The organism is Aquimarina sp. BL5 (assembly GCF_003443675.1).
Taxonomy (GTDB): Bacteria; Bacteroidota; Bacteroidia; order Flavobacteriales; family Flavobacteriaceae; genus Aquimarina.
This window is the reverse complement of the sequence record NZ_CP031963.1, coordinates 5,716,687-5,737,500: the sequence shown is the minus strand read 5'-3', so window position 1 is coordinate 5,737,500 and position 20,814 is coordinate 5,716,687. Positions and strand designations below refer to the sequence as shown.

Sequence of the window (20,814 nt, the reverse complement as noted above, 5' to 3'; positions counted from 1 at the left end):
ACTCCGATCCGAACTGTGATAGGTTTTATAGATTCGCTCCTTGTCACCAAGTGGCTGCTCTCTGTACCTACCATTGTAGCACGTGTGTGGCCCAGGACGTAAGGGCCGTGATGATTTGACGTCATCCCCACCTTCCTCGCGGTTTGCACCGGCAGTCTTGCTAGAGTTCCCGACTTGACTCGCTGGCAACTAACAACAGGGGTTGCGCTCGTTATAGGACTTAACCTGACACCTCACGGCACGAGCTGACGACAACCATGCAGCACCTTGTAATATGTCCGAAGAAAAGTCTATCTCTAAACCTGTCATACTACATTTAAGCCCTGGTAAGGTTCCTCGCGTATCATCGAATTAAACCACATGCTCCACCGCTTGTGCGGGCCCCCGTCAATTCCTTTGAGTTTCATTCTTGCGAACGTACTCCCCAGGTGGGTTACTTATCACTTTCGCTTAGCCACTCAGACCGAAGTCCGAACAGCTAGTAACCATCGTTTACGGCGTGGACTACCAGGGTATCTAATCCTGTTCGCTACCCACGCTTTCGTCCCTTAGCGTCAATACATTATTAGTGATCTGCCTTCGCAATCGGTATTCTAAGTAATATCTATGCATTTCACCGCTACACTACTTATTCTAACCACTTCATAATGATTCAAGACCTGCAGTATCAATGGCAATTTTCCGGTTGAGCCGAAAACTTTCACCACTGACTTACAGACCCGCCTACGGACCCTTTAAACCCAATGATTCCGGATAACGCTTGGATCCTCCGTATTACCGCGGCTGCTGGCACGGAGTTAGCCGATCCTTATTCGTAGAGTACCGTCAGAGTTCCACACGTGGAACTGTTTCTTCCTCTATAAAAGTAGTTTACAACCCATAGGGCAGTCTTCCTACACGCGGCATGGCTGGATCAGAGTTGCCTCCATTGTCCAATATTCCTCACTGCTGCCTCCCGTAGGAGTCTGGTCCGTGTCTCAGTACCAGTGTGGGGGATCCCCCTCTCAGGGCCCCTATCTATCGATGTCTTGGTAAGCCGTTACCTTACCAACTAACTAATAGAACGCATAGCCATCTTATAGCAATAAATCTTTAATCCTTAATGAATGCTCACTTAGGATACTATAAGGTATTAATCCAAATTTCTCTGGGCTATCCCTTACTATAAGGTAGGTTCTATACGCGTTACGCACCCGTGCGCCGGTCGTCAGCATTGTGCAAGCACAACCTGCTACCCCTCGACTTGCATGTGTTAAGCCTGCCGCTAGCGTTCATCCTGAGCCAGGATCAAACTCTTCATCGTGTATTCTTAAATATTATTTAACAATAACAACAGGAATTTAAAATCGTAATCTCAAAAATATTTCTAGTCTTAATTCTTATATGTAAAACAATTATATAAATACAATTGCAATACGCGCTGTCAATCAATATATCAATGAACTCTTTCAACGAACCTAACACAATCTTCATTGCTGGTCGTTAATCGTAAATTAAAAAGGAATCGAACCTCAAAAATGACCTAAATCAACCTACTCCAGTATAACTTTTATTCCTATGAACTTCGCTTGTTTCTCAAAGCGGGTGCAAATATACAACCCCTTTTTAAACTACCAAAACTTTTTTAAAATAATTTAAAATATTTTTTCAAGCCTTGAACAATAACTAAACAGAGTCCCTAAAAAACTCCCTCAGCCACCGTAAACAAACAAAATCCTAATCAATGAACTAAACAAAAACAATATCCCGTTTTGCGGGTGCAAACATACAACCCTTTTCCGTTAAATCAACAAAAAATAATAAGTATTTTTTAATAAAATTGTAAACCTACTGGTTTTTAAAAAGTTGGATAGCGAATATAATAAAATTAATCAAAATAAAGGATAAAAAAAATCAAGAAAATGTATCACAAGTCTATAAAATCAATTCTAATTCTATTTTAAAAATTGATTTTTGTAGTAGGGATAAGAATCTATCGAAAGTTTCAGGACAAGCTTATACCTTTATCTCTCTTTAAAAAATAAATTTATAGTAAAAAATATAACAGATGGCAAATCCTCTTAATTCATAAAGGCTAGCAAGTATATCTTAATTTTCTGTTGTTGTAGCTCTAATAGTGTCGGTCCACTTATTTCTTAGACTATAAAAACTAAAATCCAGCGCAGTCTTTTGTTCTTCCAAAATATTTGATTGAAAACTTCTTTGTAATATATCCTCAATCCAGTAATCCTCTTCTATATTAATAGGGTCATATTGTTCTTTCAAAGAAATACTAAAAAGCTTAGCGGTGCTGTTATACCAAAATGCTTTCCATCCACTCCTATACTCCTTAACCAAATCAAACATCGTTTGACCTGTTTGCCTGTGTATCAACTTTACTAAAATTTGACCTTCAGTACGAGTCATCTTTTTTAATTCAGCTGTAAACTCCTCCTCCATATACTTCTGAAGTATTTTAATATATTTCTTACGAGCTTTTTTTGATTTGATGTTTTTTAATCTTTCGTTTAATTCTGTCAATCTATCTGATGCAAGTTTTGCATAGGGATACACCTTTCTAGTTTTACGTCTTAATATAAGATACTTTCTTCTTGCTAATCTATCCTTGAATTTAAGCTTACCTAATATTACAACTTCATCAAGATCTATAGCTTCATGTGGAATAGTATCTCCTTCTATTATATAATACTGTACGTAACCTGATGTATCTATTTTTGTCGAGTCGACTTCTTTCTGACAAATTCCAATACAAGGGAACAATAATATGAATATGTATAGCAAATGTTTCTGCATAGTAGGTAATGATCTTCTAAAATCGTTCCAAAATTAGTAATAAACAGTTTGTAAACTGTAAAATCTTTGTGAATATTATTAACTTCGTACAAAACAAAAATATATAAATGGCTAAAAAAAGTATATTAAATAAGAAGTCTTTGACTTTTCTCGAGAAATATTTGAACAATGCTGCACCTACAGGTTACGAATGGGAAGGACAAAAAATATGGATGGATTACCTGAAGCCATATGTAGATGAATTTATTACGGACACATATGGAACTGCCGTTGGTGTTATTAATCCTAAGGCAACATACAAGGTAGTTATAGAAGGGCACGCTGATGAAATTTCATGGTATGTAAACTATATTACAGACAATGGTCTTATATATGTGATTAGAAATGGAGGCAGTGATCATCAAATAGCGACTTCAAAACGTGTAAATATCCATACTAAAAAAGGAATTGTACAGGGCGTGTTTGGCTGGCCGGCAATACATACTCGTAAAGGTTCTAAAGAACAAGCTCCAACATTAGAAAATATTTGTATTGATGTAGGATGCAATACTAAAGAGGAAGTTTTGAAACTTGGAGTTCACGTAGGATGCGTAATTACCTACCCCGATGAGTTTTTTATTCTTAACAAAGACAAGTTTGTTTGTCGAGCCTTGGATAATAGAATGGGTGGTTTTATGATTGCTGAAGTTGCTCGCTTATTAAAGGAAAACAAAGATAAGTTAGACTTTGGACTATATATAACTAATTCTGTTCAGGAAGAAATAGGTCTTAGAGGTGCCGAAATGATTACACACACTATCAAACCAGATGTTGCTATCGTTACCGATGTTTGTCATGACACAACTACACCTATGATAGAAAAGAAAACTCAAGGTGAAACAAAAATCGGCGATGGCCCTGTGATTTCTTATGCTCCTGCTGTTCAGAATAGATTAAGAGAATTATTAATTGACACTGCAGAGAAGAAAAAAATACCATTCCAGCGAATGGCATCTAGTAGAATGACAGGTACGGATACTGATGCTTTTGCTTACAGTAATGGAGGGGTTGCCTCTGCGTTAATCTCTTTACCTCTTCGTTATATGCATACCACTGTAGAAATGGTTCACAGAGATGATGTAGAAAATGTAATTAATCTAATATATGAAAGCTTACTTGCTATTAAATCCGGTGAAACTTTTAGTTATTTCGAAAAACCGAAACCAACTACAAAGGCAAAACCAAGACCAAAGAGCAAACCAAAAGCTAAGAAATAAATAAAGTAAAATCTTTTTTTTTGATAACTTAGACTGCATCTTACTAAATATAAGGTGCAGTTTTTTTTATAAAAAAACGCAAAAACCTTAATAAGTTAATTCAAACAAAGAAGATAAAACCACTAAAGACAACTCTTTATCGATTTTTATATGCTTTTTATCGGTCATTATTAATATATTTGCCCCTTTAATTTTGTGCTAAAATATCCCTATGATATCAAAATACTATTTTTTATTACTTTTATTATCTACTTCATTTATTGCTACTTCTCAAAAGAAATTCGAACCTACAGAAGAAGATATATCACTAGCTAAAGAACTAAGTAATTCCTACCCTGATGAAGATATTGCTTTACTAAAACACTCAGAAGTTATTGATTTTGATTTTGACAAAAAAACCGATAAGGTTATAGTTAAAAACAAGTTTAAACAGGAATTCATCAACTTAAAATCCAGAACAGAAATCCCTCTATTCATAGGATATGATGATCAATCTAAAATTCAAGATGTATACGTAAATCACAAAAATGGTCAATCTGCAGGTATACGTTTTAGGGATGAATACTATAATCAGGAAGAACTATTTCATTCTGATGCCAGAATTAAATGGAGCGGTTTAAACTTCCCTTTATTAGGATATAAATACACTTTCGGATATAAAAAGAAATATAAGGATGTTAAATACTTTGTAAACACTTTTTTAGATAGTTATTTTCCAATTGTACAAAAAACAATTACCGTAAATATTCCAAATTGGTTAGATGTAGAAATCAGAGAAATCAATATGGACAGTATTTCTGTAAAAAGAGAAAAAAAACAAATTGAAAACAAAGGTATTACCCAATATACCTATACTATAGAAAATGTAGAAGCCGTTGTTAAAGAGGAAAATAGTATTGGACCTACACATTATAGACCACACTTACTATTTTTGGCTAAATCCCATACTAAAAATGACACTAAACAAGTATTACTTAACAATACTAAAGATCTTTACAAATGGTATCACTCTCTGGTACTTCAATTAAATAATGATACTGAATCTCTAAAAGAAAAAACATTATCCATCATTGAAAACCAAAATACAGATGAGGAAAAGATAAAAGCGATTTACTATTGGGTTCAGGATAATATAAGATATATAGCCTTTGAAGACGGAATCGCAGGTTTCAAACCAGAAGAAGCTGCCAATGTATATCGGAAAAAATACGGTGACTGTAAAGGAATGGCCAATCTGACTAAACAAATGATGAAAATAGCGGGATTTGATGCTAGATTATCGTGGATTGGCACAAGACGGATTGCTTACGACTACTCACTACCTACAATTGCCGTGGATAATCATATGATTTGTACTGTGATTGTTGATGATAAAAAATATTTTTTAGACGCTACGGAAAAGTATAATCCCTTAGGAACTTATGCTGAAAGAATTCAGAAAAAACAGGTTTTGATAGAAAATGAGGAAGATTATATTCTAGATACAATTCCTTCAAATATTTCTAAAAACAATATAGAAACAGTAATATCTAGTTTAAAAATCGAAGAAGAAAAGCTTATAGGAACTATTAAAAGAAAATATGAAGGAGAAAGCAAAACGGATATTTTATATAACATCAACAATTTAAAAAAAGATAGGAAGACTGAAGTATTAGAATACTATATCGGACGAGGAGATAAAAATTTAGTTTTGGATGACATTACGATCACCGATATAAGTAATCGAGACCAAGACCTACATTTATCCTATCATATAACTCAAAACAATGCAATCAGTAGTTTTGAAAATGAACTTTACATTGATATTGATTACTACAAAAGCTACCAACAATTAGATTTTGACAAAAGAAAAACCGCATTTGTTTTACCATACAAAACTTTAGAAAATACGGCTACTACTATCGAAATCCCTGAAGGATATATTGTGAAAGAGCTACCAAAAAATCTTTCGGTAAACAATAAAGATTTTGAAATATCATTGAACTATACATCGGATAATGATAAAATTATTTATGAGAAGAATATCAACTTTAAGAATGCGATTATCAGTAAAACTGAGTTAAGCGCCTGGAAGGAATTTCATAAAAAATTAAAAAAGCAATATCAACAACAAATAATTTTGACCAAAGAATAACAATAAAATTATTGAATACATCCTTTTATCATATTCACTTACATTCAATCAATAACAATGAAAAAAACAAGTAATCTAATTACAAAAATCATATTTGTAATCTCTTTCATCCAGACAATATCTGTATATGGTCAGCTTCCTAAAATAGATAATCTAGCTGAATATATCTGGAGTGATGATGATCAATATGCAGAACTACCTGGTATTCCTGATAAGTGGAAAGATGAATCCGCTGTTGTCATTTTAAGTGATTATGATTATTACTACTTTAAGGCAAAAAAAGCACTTAACACATATCTAATAGCCAGAAAAATTATTAAGCTAAATGATCAAGCTTCTGTAAATTCTTTTTCTGAATTTGACAAATTGGGGCAGAACAAACAATTAATTGTTAAGATTATAAAGCCGAACGGATCAGTAAACATAATTGATGTAGATAAAGAAAAAGTAGAATCTTCAGAATCTGACGGAACTGTTCCTGTTGCCGGAGGTTTTATTAGAAAGTTTGCGAAAAAAAGTAAGCTAGCAATCCCTGATTTGGAAATTGGAGATATTATCGATTTCTGTATTTATTATAAAGAACGAGAACCTATTATGGGAGTATTAGAAGCTCCATCGGTTAGAGATGTAATTAGTGGAGAATACCCTATCATGAATTATGAATTAGACATTCATTCTAAAAAAGATTTTTTTATCAGTATCAAAACGGAAAATGGAGCACCTGAGCCTAAAGATATAAGTCCCGAAAAAGGTAAAAACAAGAGGTATACTTTTGAAATGAAAGATATAGAGAAAATCGACCCAATCATGTGGGAGTATATATTGTTAAATGCGCCATATGTAAAATTTCAAGTTGCTCTAGAAAAAGATAAAAGAACAGAAGCATTTGTTGGTGAAGAAAAATCTAAGATTAAAGATAATGTAACCGATGAAGAGGTTTTAAATTACTATAAAGGTATTACTGTATTTGATCACGGTTATAAAGGATCAGATAGATATCTAAAAGATAAAGACTTTTCTAAAAAGGAAAGAATTGAAGAAGCGTATTATTATATGAGACAATACTACCTTAATCAATTTATTGAAGCTGCAGTAGCATACCAAAACGACCTGACAGTAGATAATCCCTTTCAATTTTACGCTTTCCCGAAATACATAACCAAAGAATTAAAATTTATAAATTACTACGCTTCCTTTTTGAGAGAGGAGAAAATTCCTTTCGAGATGATTGCAGCAATACCTAGAAGTCAAGGAAAAATTGATGACCTTCTATTTCCTGATGACATCACTTTGTTTTTAAAGATTAATCTTGATCCGGAAAACCCTCTATATGTTAGTCAATTTGGGAATCACACAAACTTCAATTACATCCCATATTATCTAGAAGGTAATGAAGCTTATAGTTTAGAAACTGGTAAAGGACATCGATTAGAGACGATAAAAAAAGTAATGATACCAGTATCTGATTATAAACGTAATAATTCTAACCAACAATATGATATTACTTTCGTAGACGGTTTCGAGAAAATAAAAGTTTTCAGAAAATCTGCTCTTAAAGGACATAATAAAGTAAATGAAATTAATGACCGATTGAATTCTTTGAATTTCACAGAAGAGGATCACGTGAAATACAATACTAAAAGACTATATGATCGTTTAAAAAAGAAAAGAAATAAGAAGAAATATGAGAAAGAATTTCCTGCATTTAAGGAAAAAATAGTATCAGTCCAAAAAGAATCATATCAAGAGAGTCTTGAAGAAGAATTAGATTTCAAAATTGAAGATTTTTCTTTTGAAGTTCTTGAAACAGGTAGATACAATATAGAAGACGTACTTAGTTACAAAGAAGAATTCCTAGCTGCGAATGATCTATTAAAAAGAGCTGGACCTAATTATCTTTTTGAAATAGGAAAATTTATTGGTGGACAAATTGCTATCGAAGAAAAAGATAAAGGAAGAGAAGAAGATATTCGTATGCCTTACCCAAGATCTTTTAACAACACGATTAACTTAACAATTCCTGATGGATACGAAGTAGCAGGATTGGATAAGCTAGATTTTGAAGTGAAAAATGAAACCGGAGGCTTTACAAGTAATCATACCTTAGAAGGAAATAAATTGACCATAAATACTTTTAAATATTACACGCATAATTATGAGCCTAATACCAACTGGCCCAAAATGCTAGAATTTTTAGAAGTTGCGTATCAATTTTCTCAACAAAAAATATTGATTAAAAAACAATAATTACTATTAGTAATTCATACAAAAACAAATAGCCTCGCAATTGCGAGGCTATTTGTTTTTGTAAAAGTCTTAATTATTAAATCTTATTATTTTTTAACAGGTGTAACAAATGCTAACTCATCTATTATCTCTTCAACTATTTCTGGGTTTAACAAAGTACTAATATCACCTAGATCAGAAGTATCATTAGATGCGATTTTTCTTAAAATACGACGCATGATTTTACCACTTCTAGTTTTAGGAAGTCCTGGAACAAATTGTATTTTATCAAGTTTTGCGATAGGACCTATACGTTCTGTGATTTGCTGATTAACCTCTTTACTTAGGTTATCTCGATCTCTAGATTCTCCTGTTTCTTTTAGTATAACAAATCCGTATAATGCATTTCCTTTAATATCGTGAGGAAAACCGACAATAGCTGATTCCGCAACAGCAGGATGCTCATTAATCGCGTCTTCAATCGGTGCAGTTCCTAAATTATGACCCGAGACAATAATAACATCATCTACCCTACCCGTAATCCTATAATACCCAACTTCATCGCGTAAGGCTCCATCTCCTGTAAAGTATTTATTTTTGAATGCAGAAAAATAGGTGTCTCTATATCGATTGTGATCTCCCCATATGGTTCGTGCTATTGATGGCCAAGGAAATTTAATGCATAATCTTCCTTCTACCTGATTTCCTATAATTTCATTACCACTTTCATCCATTAAAGTGGGTTGTATTCCAGGCATTGGTAAAGTAGCATAAGTTGGTTTTGTAGGCGTAGCAAAAGGGATAGGAGAAATTAGAATACCTCCTGTTTCTGTTTGCCACCAAGTATCCACTATTGGACAGTCTTTTTGGCCTACGTGATCATTATACCAATGCCAAGCTTCTTCGTTAATAGGCTCTCCTACCGTTCCTAAAACTTTCAAACTAGATAGATCATATTTAGTTACATAATCTAAATTTTCTTTAGCCAATGCTCTGATCGCGGTTGGTGCTGTATAGAACTGAGTAATTTTATGTTTTTGCACGATATCCCAAAACCTTCCATAATCCGGGTATGACGGCACTCCCTCGAACATTACAGTAGTTGCTCCATTAGCTAAAGGGCCATATACTATATAGGAATGACCAGTAATCCAACCAATATCTGCAGTACACCAATAGATATCATCTTCTCTATACTGAAAAACATTTTTAAAAGTAAATGCCGTATAGACCATATAGCCTCCAGTAGTATGCATCATTCCCTTTGGTTTTCCTGTAGAACCAGAGGTATACAAAATGAACAATGGATCTTCCGCATCCATAACTTCTGGGATACAATTTGCATCTGCTTTATCCAGTAATGGTTGTAACCATTCATCCCGTCCTGATTTCATTTTAACATCTGTATTAATTCGTTTTGCAACCAATACGGATTCCACTCCCGGACATTGTTCAACAGCTTCATCGACAATACCCTTCAGGTCTATTGTTTTTGATCCTCGATAAGAACCATCAGAGGTGATTATCATTTTAGCTTCACAATCATTAACTCTAGTTGCTAGAGCTGTAGCAGAAAATCCTGCAAAAATCACAGAATGTATTGCTCCAATTCTAGCACAAGCCAATACCGAAATTGCCAACTCAGGAATCATAGGAAGGTAAATACAAACACGATCACCTTTTTTAACTCCTTTAGTTTTTAGAACATTTGCGAATTTACATACTCGCTCATGCAATTGATTATATGTTATATGTTCTGCAGCTTCTTCTGGATTATTGGGCTCGAATAAAATTGCAGTTTTATCCCCTCGAACATATAGATGTCTGTCTATACAGTTTTCTGTAATATTAAGCTTTGCTCCATCAAACCATTTTACTTCAGGTTTAGAAAAATCCCAATCCAGAACGTTATCCCATTTCTTTCTCCATAAAAAATGTTCTTCTGCAATTTCACTCCAGAAAAGTTCTGGATTACGCACAGATTTTCTATATACCTGAAAATACTCCTCGAGATGTTTTATGTGATAGTTACTCATTGTAGTTTATTTTATTTTTTTTTACTAAATATTAAATTTCTTAATAACCATTTTACCTTTTAAATTATTTAGCTAAACGACACTTTATTCTAGCTAAAAGGCGATTAGTTACATGTTTTTAAATTAAATATCCTTACATCCTATTCAATTAAAGCCTTTATCTCAGTAATAATTTTTTTAACTGAAAACGGTTTTGTAAGATATTTATCCACTCCCATTTCTAGTCCTTTTTCTATGTCAGATGCTTTATTTTTAGCAGTTAAAAAAACCACTTTAATGTCTTTTGTTTTTGGATTCGATCTTATATATTTTAATGTTTGATATCCATCTACATTTGGCATCATAATATCTAGAAGCACTACTGTAGGTATTTGTGTTTCTAGAATCTGGATAGCCTCGCTCCCATCTCTAGCAATGAAGACTTCAAAATCCTGTTTTTTAAATGTATACTCTAAAGACATTACAATATTAGGTTCATCATCTACTATTAATATTTTTTTTTGCATTTTCATTTGGGTTTTCTATCTTTTGGTAAGATAAAAATTTCTTTTTCTTTTCTTTTCATTTCGATAATCGATTCTTTACCAAATTATTTTAAACTCTTCGGCAAATCAATTACAAATTTTGCTCCGTTATTAAAAGAATCATCAATCCATATTTCGCCATTATGCCCTTCTATAATTTGCTTACATATAGCCAGACCTAAGCCACTACCTAAAGGTTTTTTGATGTTTTGATTATGAGATTGATAAAATTTATCAAATATATATTTCCTATCACTTTTAGGGATCCCTTTTCCATTATCTTGTATTGTAACTCTAACAAAATCATCTACGTCTAAAAGTGCAATCGTAATCAACCCCTTTTTATCTTCTACAAATTTAATAGCATTCGATAATAGATTCGTAAACACTTGCAGCATTCGATCTTCATCACAAAAAACTAAAATTACCTCAGGTAATTCTGAAGTGACAATTCTAATGTTTTTTTGTTGTGCAATTGTATAAACTCCGGAGATCGCTTGTTTTATGGTTTCTGTTAAATTATTGTTTCTCTTGTCAAAAACTTCTCTTCCCGATGCTAATTTCTCTAGATCGAGTATATTATGTATTAATTTAGACAAACGCTCTGAATCCATCAATATGGTATCTAAAAACTGAATTCTTAAATCATTTGGCATATCTTGATCATTATCCAACAAAACCTCTGAAGCAGCTCTGATTGACGTAATCGGAGTTTTGAGCTCGTGCGCGACTGTATCTAAAAATTCATCTTTTATTTTGTCTTGAAGCTTTAACTCTTCGTTGGCTTTTTTTAGTTCATCCGTTAACTCCGTAAGCTCATCAGATCTTTGTTTTAAAAACTTGTTTGTAGAAATTGTTTTTTTACTTTCTTCTAAAATCTCTAACACTTCTACCAAAGTAACCGGTTGCTCTTTTACGACACTAGCTATCAATATTCTGGATGAAGCTCCTCCTATACTTCCTGTTAACAATTTTTCTGAAAAATTAATTAATCTAGAATCTGCTTTCTTAAGCGTTGGTGGTAAATCATGTTTTCTATAAAAAAGATTTAAAGCTCTTTCCGTTCTTTGGATTCCTAGGAATTTTATCAATAAATTTCTAATATCCGACACATATGCCTCTCCTTTCCATACATAGGCACTTTCTTGTAAAGAATCATAACTATTATTCACAAACATTTCAGCATAATTACGTTCTCTATAATTTCCTTTCTGAGAAATCGATACTGATAAATATATCATAATATTAAAAAACATACTCCAAAAAAAAGCGTGAGTAACAGGTGTCATAAAATCGATCCCTAACAGTTCATAAGGTCTTAATAGTGCAATCCCAAAAGGTCCGTTTGCTATAAAATCTGTATTACCTACTATAATATCCTGAACAAAAGGAAGGATTAGGGTGTATATTGTTATTAATATTCCAGCTATTATTCCGGATTTGGCCGCGATAGCAGAACCTCTATTCCAAAATAATCCTATAAAAAATGCCGGTGCCAGTTGCGCAATGATCACAAAAGATATTTGTCCAATCGAAAATAAGGACAACTGTACATTAAAATTAATATAAAATAAATAAGCCCCGACAATCAATGAAAAAATTGCTATTCTTCTAATGTTCTTTATATAGTTCGCATTTCTCTCTGGATGACTTCTGCTAAACTTATCTAAAAAACCATATGGAATAATTAAATTATTACTGAGCATAACTGAAAGTGCTAGTGTAGAAACAACCACCATTGAAATTACGGCAGAAAACCCTCCTAAAAATACCAAGGTCGCCAAAAAAATATTGTCGTGTTGTAATGGTAGTAATAATGTATAATAATCTGGATTTAAACTTTCATCGAGACTTAACTTTCCTCCCCAAGCTACAAATATTACGAATACATTAAATAATAAAAGATATAAAGGAAAGAGCCAAATCGCTTTTTTTAAATGTTTTTCTGAAGTATTTTCAACAACAGCTACCTGAAACTGTCTTGGCAATAAAAAAATGGCAAAAAACGATAGTGCAATCATAAAATACCAATTTATACCTGCTTCTAATCCATCAAGTGTAGTTAGAGATTTTAAATTTTCTACGGAAGAAATTTTATCGTATATATCTCCGGTACCATCGAATAAAAAGTAAGTTACATAAACTCCTATTATCAAAAAGAAAACAAGTTTCAAAATGGATTCTACCGCAACTGAAAAAACAATTCCTTGCCTTCTTCGAGTAGCATCTGTGACTCGAGTACCAAAAAAGGCAGCAAATATCGCTAGCAAGAGCGCTACATAAAAAGTAGTGTCCTGAAAAATTGAAGTAGATGAAGGAATCATATCCTCAGAAATAATCGAAAACGTTTCTGAAATAGCTTTTAACTGTAATGAGATATATGGTACAATAGCTAAAACACAAATTATAGTTACTAACGCTCCTAAAAATCTATTGTTCCCGTAACGCAAGGATATAAAATCTGCAATGCTAGATACTTTTTGTTGTTTAGAGATTCGTATTATTTTTTTTAAAACGATTATCCATAATGGAAACGCTATCACAGGTCCTAAATACGTCGTTAAAAAACTAATTCCCGAAGTAGCAGCAATTCCCACACTCCCATAATAAGTCCATGCCGAACAATAAACAGCAAGTGATAATGTATAAACGTATGCATTATTCACCCAAGTACTCTTTGCCTTTTTTTCTGCCCAAAAAGCCACTCCAAATAAAAATGCTAAATACACTACGATTATGAATATTAAAATATAATTACTCATAATACTTTTTTAAAATAATAGCAGAAATAAAGATTGCTATTGCCCAAATCAAAAAAATAAAAAAATACATAATGGGAAAACCTGATATATTTCCAGAATGATTAAATATTAAAACCAGTGGAATATTAAACAATAATAACAGTGCTAATGACAGTATAATCAATTTTTGTTGATGGCGTTTCTTCATATAAATGATCTAATTTAAAACCTATGTGATCTTTTTAGTCACATAGGTTTTTGATTATTTTTAATGACCAGTTGCTTCTCCCGCATTATTAGGTAACCTAATGTTTTCTACAATCTCCTGAACATCTTCAGGAGGTGCAGCAGTGAATTTAGATACTACCAAGGATATTATAAAATTAATAACCATAGCTACAGCACCAAAACCTTCTGGTGAAATCCCAAACCACCACTCGCTTGAAGGTGGAAGTGTTTCATCAAACCATCCTAGTTTATACTTAATCATATATAATAGCATACACAAAATACCTACAACCATTCCTGCTACTGCTCCTTCTTTATTCATTCTTTTGTAAAAAATTCCCAAAACAATTGCTGGAAAAAATGATGCTGCAGCTAACCCAAAGGCTAATGCTACTACTGCTGCGACAAAACCTGGTGGATTGATGCCAAAATATCCCGCTACACAAACTGCCGCTACAGCAGAAAGACGAGCAGCGATTAGTTCTCCTTTTTCAGAAATATCTGGCTTAATCATTTTCTTGATTAAATCATGTGATACAGAAGAAGAAATAACCAATAATAAACCAGCTGCTGTAGATAATGCTGCTGCCAATCCTCCTGCTGCTACCAATGCGATTACCCAATTTGGCAAGTTTGCTATCTCTGGATTTGCTAATACCATAATATCTCTATCTACAAAAAGCTCATTTTTTGTTGCTGCATTTACATTAGTGATCATTCTTTGACCATTTTCTCCTCTATTTTTACCATCAAAAATAGGTTTGTTCTTATTTCCTTCTACAGAGTGACCACTAGAATACTGTACCTGTCCATCTCCATTTTTATCCGTCCAACCTAGTAGTCCTGTATCTTCCCAATTCTTAAACCAAGCCGGAAGCTCTTCGTACTTCTTATTCTGAACAGATTCTATCAAATTCGTTTTAGCAAAAACAGCCACTGCAGGAGCAGTCGTGTATAAAATTGCGATTAATAGTAACGCATATCCTGCGGATTTACGAGCATCTTTTACTCGTTTCACAGTAAAAAACCGAACAATTACGTGTGGTAAACCTGCTGTTCCTACCATTAATGCCAATGTAATTGCAAATACATCTAATGTCGATTTTGATCCATCTGTATATGCTGCAAAACCTAGTTCTGTACTAAGTCCATCCAACTTATCTAACAAATATACTCCCGATCCATCTGTAACTGTACCTCCAAATCCTAATTGTGGAATTGGATTGCCTGTCATTTGTATAGAAATAAAAATAGCTGGAACCATAAAAGCAAATATCAACACGCAGTATTGTGCAACTTGTGTATAAGTGATTCCTTTCATACCGCCTAACACTGCATAAAAAAGGACAATAATCATCCCGATAATTACACCTGTATTAATATCTACTTCTAAAAATCGAGAAAAAACTATCCCTACTCCTCTCATCTGTCCCGCGACATAGGTAAAGGATACTAATAATGCGCAAAATACTGCTACTGATCGCGCTGTTTTAGAATAATAACGGTCTCCAATAAAATCTGGGACAGTAAACTTTCCGAATTTACGAAGATAAGGTGCTAGCAATAATGCTAATAATACATACCCTCCGGTCCATCCCATTAAATAAACAGCTCCATCATATCCGGCAAATGCAATAATTCCAGCCATAGATATGAAAGAAGCTGCACTCATCCAATCTGCAGCCGTAGCCATACCATTAGCCAATGGAGAAACACCTCCACCTGCTACATAAAACTCTTTTGTAGAACTAGCTCTTGACCAGATAGCTATACCAATATATAATGCGAAGGTGACTCCTACAATAATATAAGTCCATAATTGAACACTCATAATTTTATATCTTAAATTGTTATTTTAATTTTATTTCCTCTTTGGGATATTATTATTAATAGGATTTCTTTGAACAAAAATTCATCAATGCTATCCTAAAATATTTCACACGGTATAACGACTAGCTAATCTTTGTCGTACCCATACTTTTTATCTAACTTATTCATCAATCGCACATATACAAAGATCAAAATCACGAACACATATATAGACCCTTGCTGAGCAAACCAGAATCCTAGTCGAAAACCTCCAAGACGAATATTATTTAAGGCATCCTTTAACAAAATACCCGCACCATACGATACTACAAACCAAATAGCGAGAAGAATAAAAAGATATTTCACATTCTCTTTCCAATAGGCTTTTGCCTTTTTCTGTTTTTCTGTCATATTTTAAAATTTTATAGATAGATCATAGCTTGTAGCGTTAAGACTCCTTGAGCATCATTATCGCCGTATTTTGTATTCTGATATTCTAATGTTAGTTTAGAATTATGACCACTTATATATGCATTGGCTCCTAATCCAAAACTAGTAGCATTGTCATCTATAGCTTCAATTGATCTTGTTTTAAACAATGCATACGGTTGAAACTTAATTTTTTTATTGGTATTAGGAATCACGTAACCTACATGACCATAAATCATTGACCCAGTTTCGTAAGTTTGTCCTAAGGTAAAATTCTCTCCGTAATCATTATTTTGAAACGTGGCGTATGCCGTAATTGCTGACCCATTAGTTCCTAATGGAGCATCATAAAAAGCATCAACAGCGAATATAGCAACATCCTGCCCCTCTAGCGTTCCATCTGCATTAGCAAGTACACTTCCTTCGGGGTGATAAAAGAATCCTGCTCCCACATTAAACATTTTTTTACCACCCAGATACGTTCCTACTTTGTAAGGTAAAAAATTTGATTCTTTGTCCATAAAATTATATTCAAAATATCCAGCAAAGTTTTTACCCGCATCTCTAGACCCCAGCAATCTGCGTCCAGCATATACTGCTGGACCTCCAGCAGCAGGATCTACTCCGGCTTGCAAATTATTGGTTATCGATTCATTGACAGATATTTGATATAAAAAATTACCAAAAGATCCTTTAGCATATATACCAATATGACGAGCAAATTGATCGGATAAACCTATAGTTGCCCAAGATTGTCTATTATTATCCAAAGTCATCATATTTAAAGTACTCTGATTATTCAATCTAGAAATACCGTTCCAATAATGTAAACCTGCACCAATCGCATGATTTGATCCTAGACTATACTGCGCCCATACACCATGAAAAAACAATTGAGAACTTTCTCCTAGTCCTGTAGGACTTTGATTATTAGCATTTAAACTGTTTAATCCAAAATGTGTAAGAATAAGGAAGTCTTTGTTTATCTGTGCGTACATCAGAATACGCGCCCGTCTGATACTAAAATTAGTTTTACTCTCATCATCAGGGACATCATCGTTATACTGCGCCCAAAATTGAGCCCAAGAAATTACTCTGAAATATTTTGATCCATCTTCATTAAGTTTCACCTTTAATCCTCCTGTATAATCCGGAGAACCCTGTGAATACGAATATTGAAAGGAAAAAATAAATATTCCCAACAATAATATAAGTTGTTTCATAATAAAGTTTTAAAGATTAGAATTAGTGTTGTAATTAAAATAATGTTGTGCACACTACGAATCTCCTAAAAAGCATTAGTTAATAAAAACATACTATACTTTTTTGGTAATTTACTATATCTAATCTCTGAAACGTTCCCATTTAATAAGCATAAATTTATCTCCTAGTTCAGTAACAACACAACCTGCGCCAGATAAATTATGTACATCCTGAAAATAAATTGACAATTCTGATGCACTCAGAATTTTATAGGTTGGATGATAGTTATGATTATAAGGTCTCTTTATATTGTACTTTTTTACCCAATTCATAATACTGACATGAGAAATTCCCAAAACCCTTTCTATTTCTCGATATGCTAACCCTTCTAAGTACAACTGGAGCGCTTTATTAACATAATAATCATCAATTTTCTTCCCTATTTTATTAACCGAAAAAAAATAATTACAGGATTTACACTTATATCGTTGTCTATTATTAACAATACCACTCTTAATATATTTATCGGAACCACAATTAGGGCAGGTTTGAATAATCATATATACCTATTTTGCATAAATATATTAATTTAGCAATAAATATTTAATATATAATTATGATATTCTTTAAACACTCTTAACAATATAGAGGATTTTAATAATGATTTTATAAAATTTATTGAATTCTACGATTAATTAAATAATTTTTACTTTTATGGAATCATGGCTGATGAACTTATAGACATAGTAAAAAGAGACGGAAAACTAACCGGTGAAGTTCGATTAAAATCTGAAGCTCATCGACTAGGATTATACCATGCGAGCGTTCATATTTGGTTTTATACTCTGAATGGAAAAATACTATTGCAGAAACGAGCTAAAGACAAAGATACTTTTCCTAATTTATGGGATGTCTCCGTTGCAGGACACATAGGAGCTGGAGAAACTCCTAATAATTCTGCACTACGTGAAACTGAAGAAGAGATTGGTACAACTATAGATAAGAAGAATTTGGATTTCATTGGAACATATTTTTCAGAAAAACAACCAAGCCCAGATATATTCGACAATGAACTCCATTACATTTTTCTTTCAGAATTAAAAGTATCAACAGAAGAGCTAACGCTTCAAAAAGAAGAAGTATCAGAGATTAAACTTATTCCTATACAACTTTTAATGAATCATCTTAAAGATATAGATGCCAAGACAAATTACGTCCCTCATGATCCTAAATATTATGATTTTGTTCTTAAAGAAATCACAAATAGATTGATATAATACCCGGATTACTACTAACTATTGTAACTTTAATTTAACATGTTTAATTATAGTAATTTTGTATTGAAAAAATAAAACCAATAAACAAAAACTATGACTTATTCAAATAAAGAAACTGTACAAGCACTTAATGTATTATTAGCAGATTATCATATGTATTATCAAAAGCTTAGAAATTTTCACTGGAATATTACTGGTCGCAATTTCTTTGAATTACATTTAAAATTTGAAGAACTATATGAGGATGCTAAGTTAAAAATTGACGAAATTGCGGAAAGGATATTGACGCTAAGAGCTAAACCAATTAGTAATTACAGTTCGTATCTTACGACTTCTTCTATTAAAGAAGCAGATACTAAATTGGTAGATCATGAGATGGTTTCTGCTATTCTTGAAGATCACGATGCTATTTTGAAACAACTAAAACTTGTAACAAAAGAAGCAGAAAAAGCAGGAGACGATGGAACATTAGATATTACTGGCACATATATTGGTGAATTAGAAAAAACAAGCTGGATGCTAAATGCTTGGAATCAAAAAAGTTAAAACTATACATATTGAAACTGATAACTTTCTTTCTATTATTAACTATATCACTATCTGTAAGTTGTCAGAAAAATGATAGCACAGACCTAATTATCATTAATGGATTATCTAAGAATATTAAGGAAATATCGGGTATAACCAAATTTACTTCTGATACTCTTCTCTATGCAATTAACGATTCTGGAAATGATAATACTTTATTTTGCTTAAATCAAAAGGGGAAAATTGTAAAAAAACTTAAAATCCCTAATAGTAAAAATGTAGATTGGGAAGATCTTGCTTATGATCATCAGAACAACTTGTACATAGGTGATTTTGGAAATAATTATAATAATAGAAAAGATCTGTCTATATATAAAGTATCCAATATTTTTTCGGATAATATAGAAGTTAGTAAAATAGAATTCAGTTTAGAGGATCAAAAGAAGTTTCCCCCAGGAAAGAAGAATAAAAATTTTGACATAGAAGCTTTCATTTATAGAAATGGAAGCTTCTATTTATTTACAAAAAATAGAAGTTCTAAATTTGATGGAGTGACAAAACTCTATAAAGTTTCTGATACTCCAGGAAAACAAATTGCCACGTTAATTGGAAGTTATAAAACCTGCGATGATTCAAATGACTGTTTTATAAGTGGTGCAGCAATTAATTCTACAGCAGATAAAATAGCACTTCTTACGTATAATAAAATATTCATCTTATCTGACTTTAAGGATGACAATCTATTTAATGGTAGAATCAAAAAGATAAAACTCAATCATTTTTCTCAAAAAGAAGGTATTTGTTTTAAAAATGATTCCACACTTCTAATTGTTGATGAAAAAAGAAAAAACATGAAAGGGAGATTGTATGAATATCGTATCAAATAAATATTTTTAAGGTTTCCAATCTTCTTCTAACATTGCAAATTCATAATTGTCAGACCACCCTGTTTTAAGAGGCAATACTTTACGTTTATGACCTTCTCTAATCATTCCAATTTTTTCTAACACTCTAATAGAACCTATATTATCTACCGCGCATCCTGCTTCAATCCTATGAAGTCCAACTTCCTCAAAACCAAATTGCAAAATTGCTTTTGCCGCCTCCGTAGCATATCCTTTACCCCAAAAACTTGGATGTAATTTATACCAGATGGAAGCAATACTATATTTTGGATTTCCTATCCGAAGAGATATTAAACCAAGAAATTCGTCATTAGACTGTAAATTGATTGTAAAAACAAATTCTTTTCTCATTCTGTAATTCTCAACCCATTCATCAAGATACACCGATGTAACCTCTTTATTAGTCGGTATACCTAAGGCATTATATTGATCCACTTCAGGAATCAAAAGTAATTCATGAATTTTAGGTAAATCTGATAACGTTACAATTCTAAGTTGTAATCGATTCGTAAATAGTATGGAAGTTTTCAATATAATTTTTATTAATAATTTATTTTACTAGTAACGTTTTATTGGTTATAGTCATCTCAAAAAATATTTTCAAAAGTTATCAACATTTACACACTTAAACCAAAGGTTTAACCTTTCGTCGACAAAAATAGTGGTACCAATTCATTCTGAATTAAAAAAAGTAGTCTTAAACTTACTTTTCAACAATCATCAAT

15 protein-coding genes and 1 rRNA gene (1 of these 16 only partly in view) are annotated in these 20,814 nt (G+C 32.6%); 6 read left to right on the top strand and 10 right to left on the bottom strand.

All coding sequences use genetic code 11. The features are described from left to right. Window positions 1-1,303: ribosomal RNA gene (locus D1818_RS24040) — 16S ribosomal RNA — on the bottom strand; it reaches 221 nt to the left of the window's first position. 785 nt (window positions 1,304-2,088) lie between these two features. Further along, window positions 2,089-2,793, bottom strand: a complete 705-nt coding sequence (locus D1818_RS24035) for a DUF4294 domain-containing protein (protein ID WP_118462731.1) — start codon at window positions 2,791-2,793, stop codon at window positions 2,089-2,091. A 107-nt stretch (window positions 2,794-2,900) separates the two neighbouring features. On the opposite strand from D1818_RS24035, the gene D1818_RS24030 reads away from it, so the two are divergent. The 3 genes from D1818_RS24030 (at window position 2,901) to D1818_RS24020 (ending at window position 8,430) form a co-directional block, all read left to right on the top strand. Next, window positions 2,901-4,049 (top strand): M42 family metallopeptidase, encoded by a 1,149-nt coding sequence (locus D1818_RS24030; RefSeq protein WP_118462728.1) that lies wholly within the window; start codon window positions 2,901-2,903, stop codon window positions 4,047-4,049. 211 nt (window positions 4,050-4,260) lie between these two features. After that, the gene (locus D1818_RS24025) at window positions 4,261-6,183 is read left to right on the top strand and encodes a transglutaminase domain-containing protein (protein ID WP_118462725.1); all 1,923 of its coding nucleotides are present in this window, start codon (window positions 4,261-4,263) and stop codon (window positions 6,181-6,183) included. 57 nt (window positions 6,184-6,240) lie between these two features. Continuing rightward, a complete protein-coding gene (locus tag D1818_RS24020) occupies window positions 6,241-8,430 on the top strand; it encodes a DUF3857 domain-containing protein (RefSeq protein ID WP_118462721.1) in 2,190 nt (729 codons plus the stop codon). Between the two features lie 86 nt (window positions 8,431-8,516). Here D1818_RS24020 and acs read toward each other — a convergent pair whose 3' ends face one another. The 7 genes from acs to D1818_RS23980 form a co-directional block, all read right to left on the bottom strand. Continuing rightward, window positions 8,517-10,445 carry an acetate--CoA ligase gene (gene acs, locus D1818_RS24015; protein WP_118462718.1) on the bottom strand — a complete coding sequence of 643 codons (1,929 nt, stop codon included), beginning with the start codon at window positions 10,443-10,445 and terminating at the stop codon, window positions 8,517-8,519. 140 nt (window positions 10,446-10,585) lie between these two features. Further along, the gene (locus D1818_RS24010; protein WP_118462714.1) at window positions 10,586-10,951 is read right to left on the bottom strand and encodes a response regulator transcription factor; all 366 of its coding nucleotides are present in this window, start codon (window positions 10,949-10,951) and stop codon (window positions 10,586-10,588) included. An 83-nt stretch (window positions 10,952-11,034) separates the two neighbouring features. Then, window positions 11,035-13,731, bottom strand: a complete 2,697-nt coding sequence (locus tag D1818_RS24005) for a sensor histidine kinase (protein ID WP_118462711.1) — start codon at window positions 13,729-13,731, stop codon at window positions 11,035-11,037. Window positions 13,732-13,978: 247 nt separating this feature from the next. Further along, window positions 13,979-15,769, bottom strand: coding sequence for a sodium:solute symporter family protein (locus D1818_RS23995; RefSeq protein ID WP_118462705.1), 1,791 nt, complete (start codon window positions 15,767-15,769; stop codon window positions 13,979-13,981). Between the two features lie 125 nt (window positions 15,770-15,894). After that, entirely contained in the window at window positions 15,895-16,158 is a 264-nt protein-coding gene (locus D1818_RS23990) for a DUF4212 domain-containing protein (RefSeq protein ID WP_118462701.1), read from the bottom strand. An 11-nt stretch (window positions 16,159-16,169) separates the two neighbouring features. Then, window positions 16,170-17,399, bottom strand: coding sequence for a hypothetical protein (locus tag D1818_RS23985; RefSeq protein WP_118462698.1), 1,230 nt, complete (start codon window positions 17,397-17,399; stop codon window positions 16,170-16,172). 120 nt (window positions 17,400-17,519) lie between these two features. Then, window positions 17,520-17,939: an IS1 family transposase gene (locus tag D1818_RS23980; RefSeq protein ID WP_118462695.1), complete on the bottom strand. Its 420-nt coding sequence runs from the start codon at window positions 17,937-17,939 to the stop codon at window positions 17,520-17,522. Between the two features lie 162 nt (window positions 17,940-18,101). On the opposite strand from D1818_RS23980, the gene D1818_RS23975 reads away from it, so the two are divergent. The 3 genes from D1818_RS23975 (at window position 18,102) to D1818_RS23965 (ending at window position 20,071) form a co-directional block, all read left to right on the top strand. Further along, on the top strand, window positions 18,102-18,656 hold the full coding sequence (locus tag D1818_RS23975) for an NUDIX domain-containing protein (RefSeq protein ID WP_118462692.1): 555 nt from the start codon (window positions 18,102-18,104) through the stop codon (window positions 18,654-18,656). Window positions 18,657-18,749: 93 nt separating this feature from the next. Further along, window positions 18,750-19,202 carry a Dps family protein gene (locus D1818_RS23970; RefSeq protein WP_118462689.1) on the top strand — a complete coding sequence of 151 codons (453 nt, stop codon included), beginning with the start codon at window positions 18,750-18,752 and terminating at the stop codon, window positions 19,200-19,202. Between the two features lie 11 nt (window positions 19,203-19,213). Further along, complete coding sequence (locus D1818_RS23965; protein ID WP_233558536.1) at window positions 19,214-20,071, top strand: hypothetical protein; 858 nt, start codon at window positions 19,214-19,216, stop codon at window positions 20,069-20,071. 6 nt (window positions 20,072-20,077) lie between these two features. On the opposite strand, the gene D1818_RS23960 is transcribed toward D1818_RS23965, so the two are convergent. After that, window positions 20,078-20,620, bottom strand: coding sequence for a GNAT family N-acetyltransferase (locus tag D1818_RS23960; protein ID WP_118462686.1), 543 nt, complete (start codon window positions 20,618-20,620; stop codon window positions 20,078-20,080). Window positions 20,621-20,814: the final 194 nt, after the last annotated feature.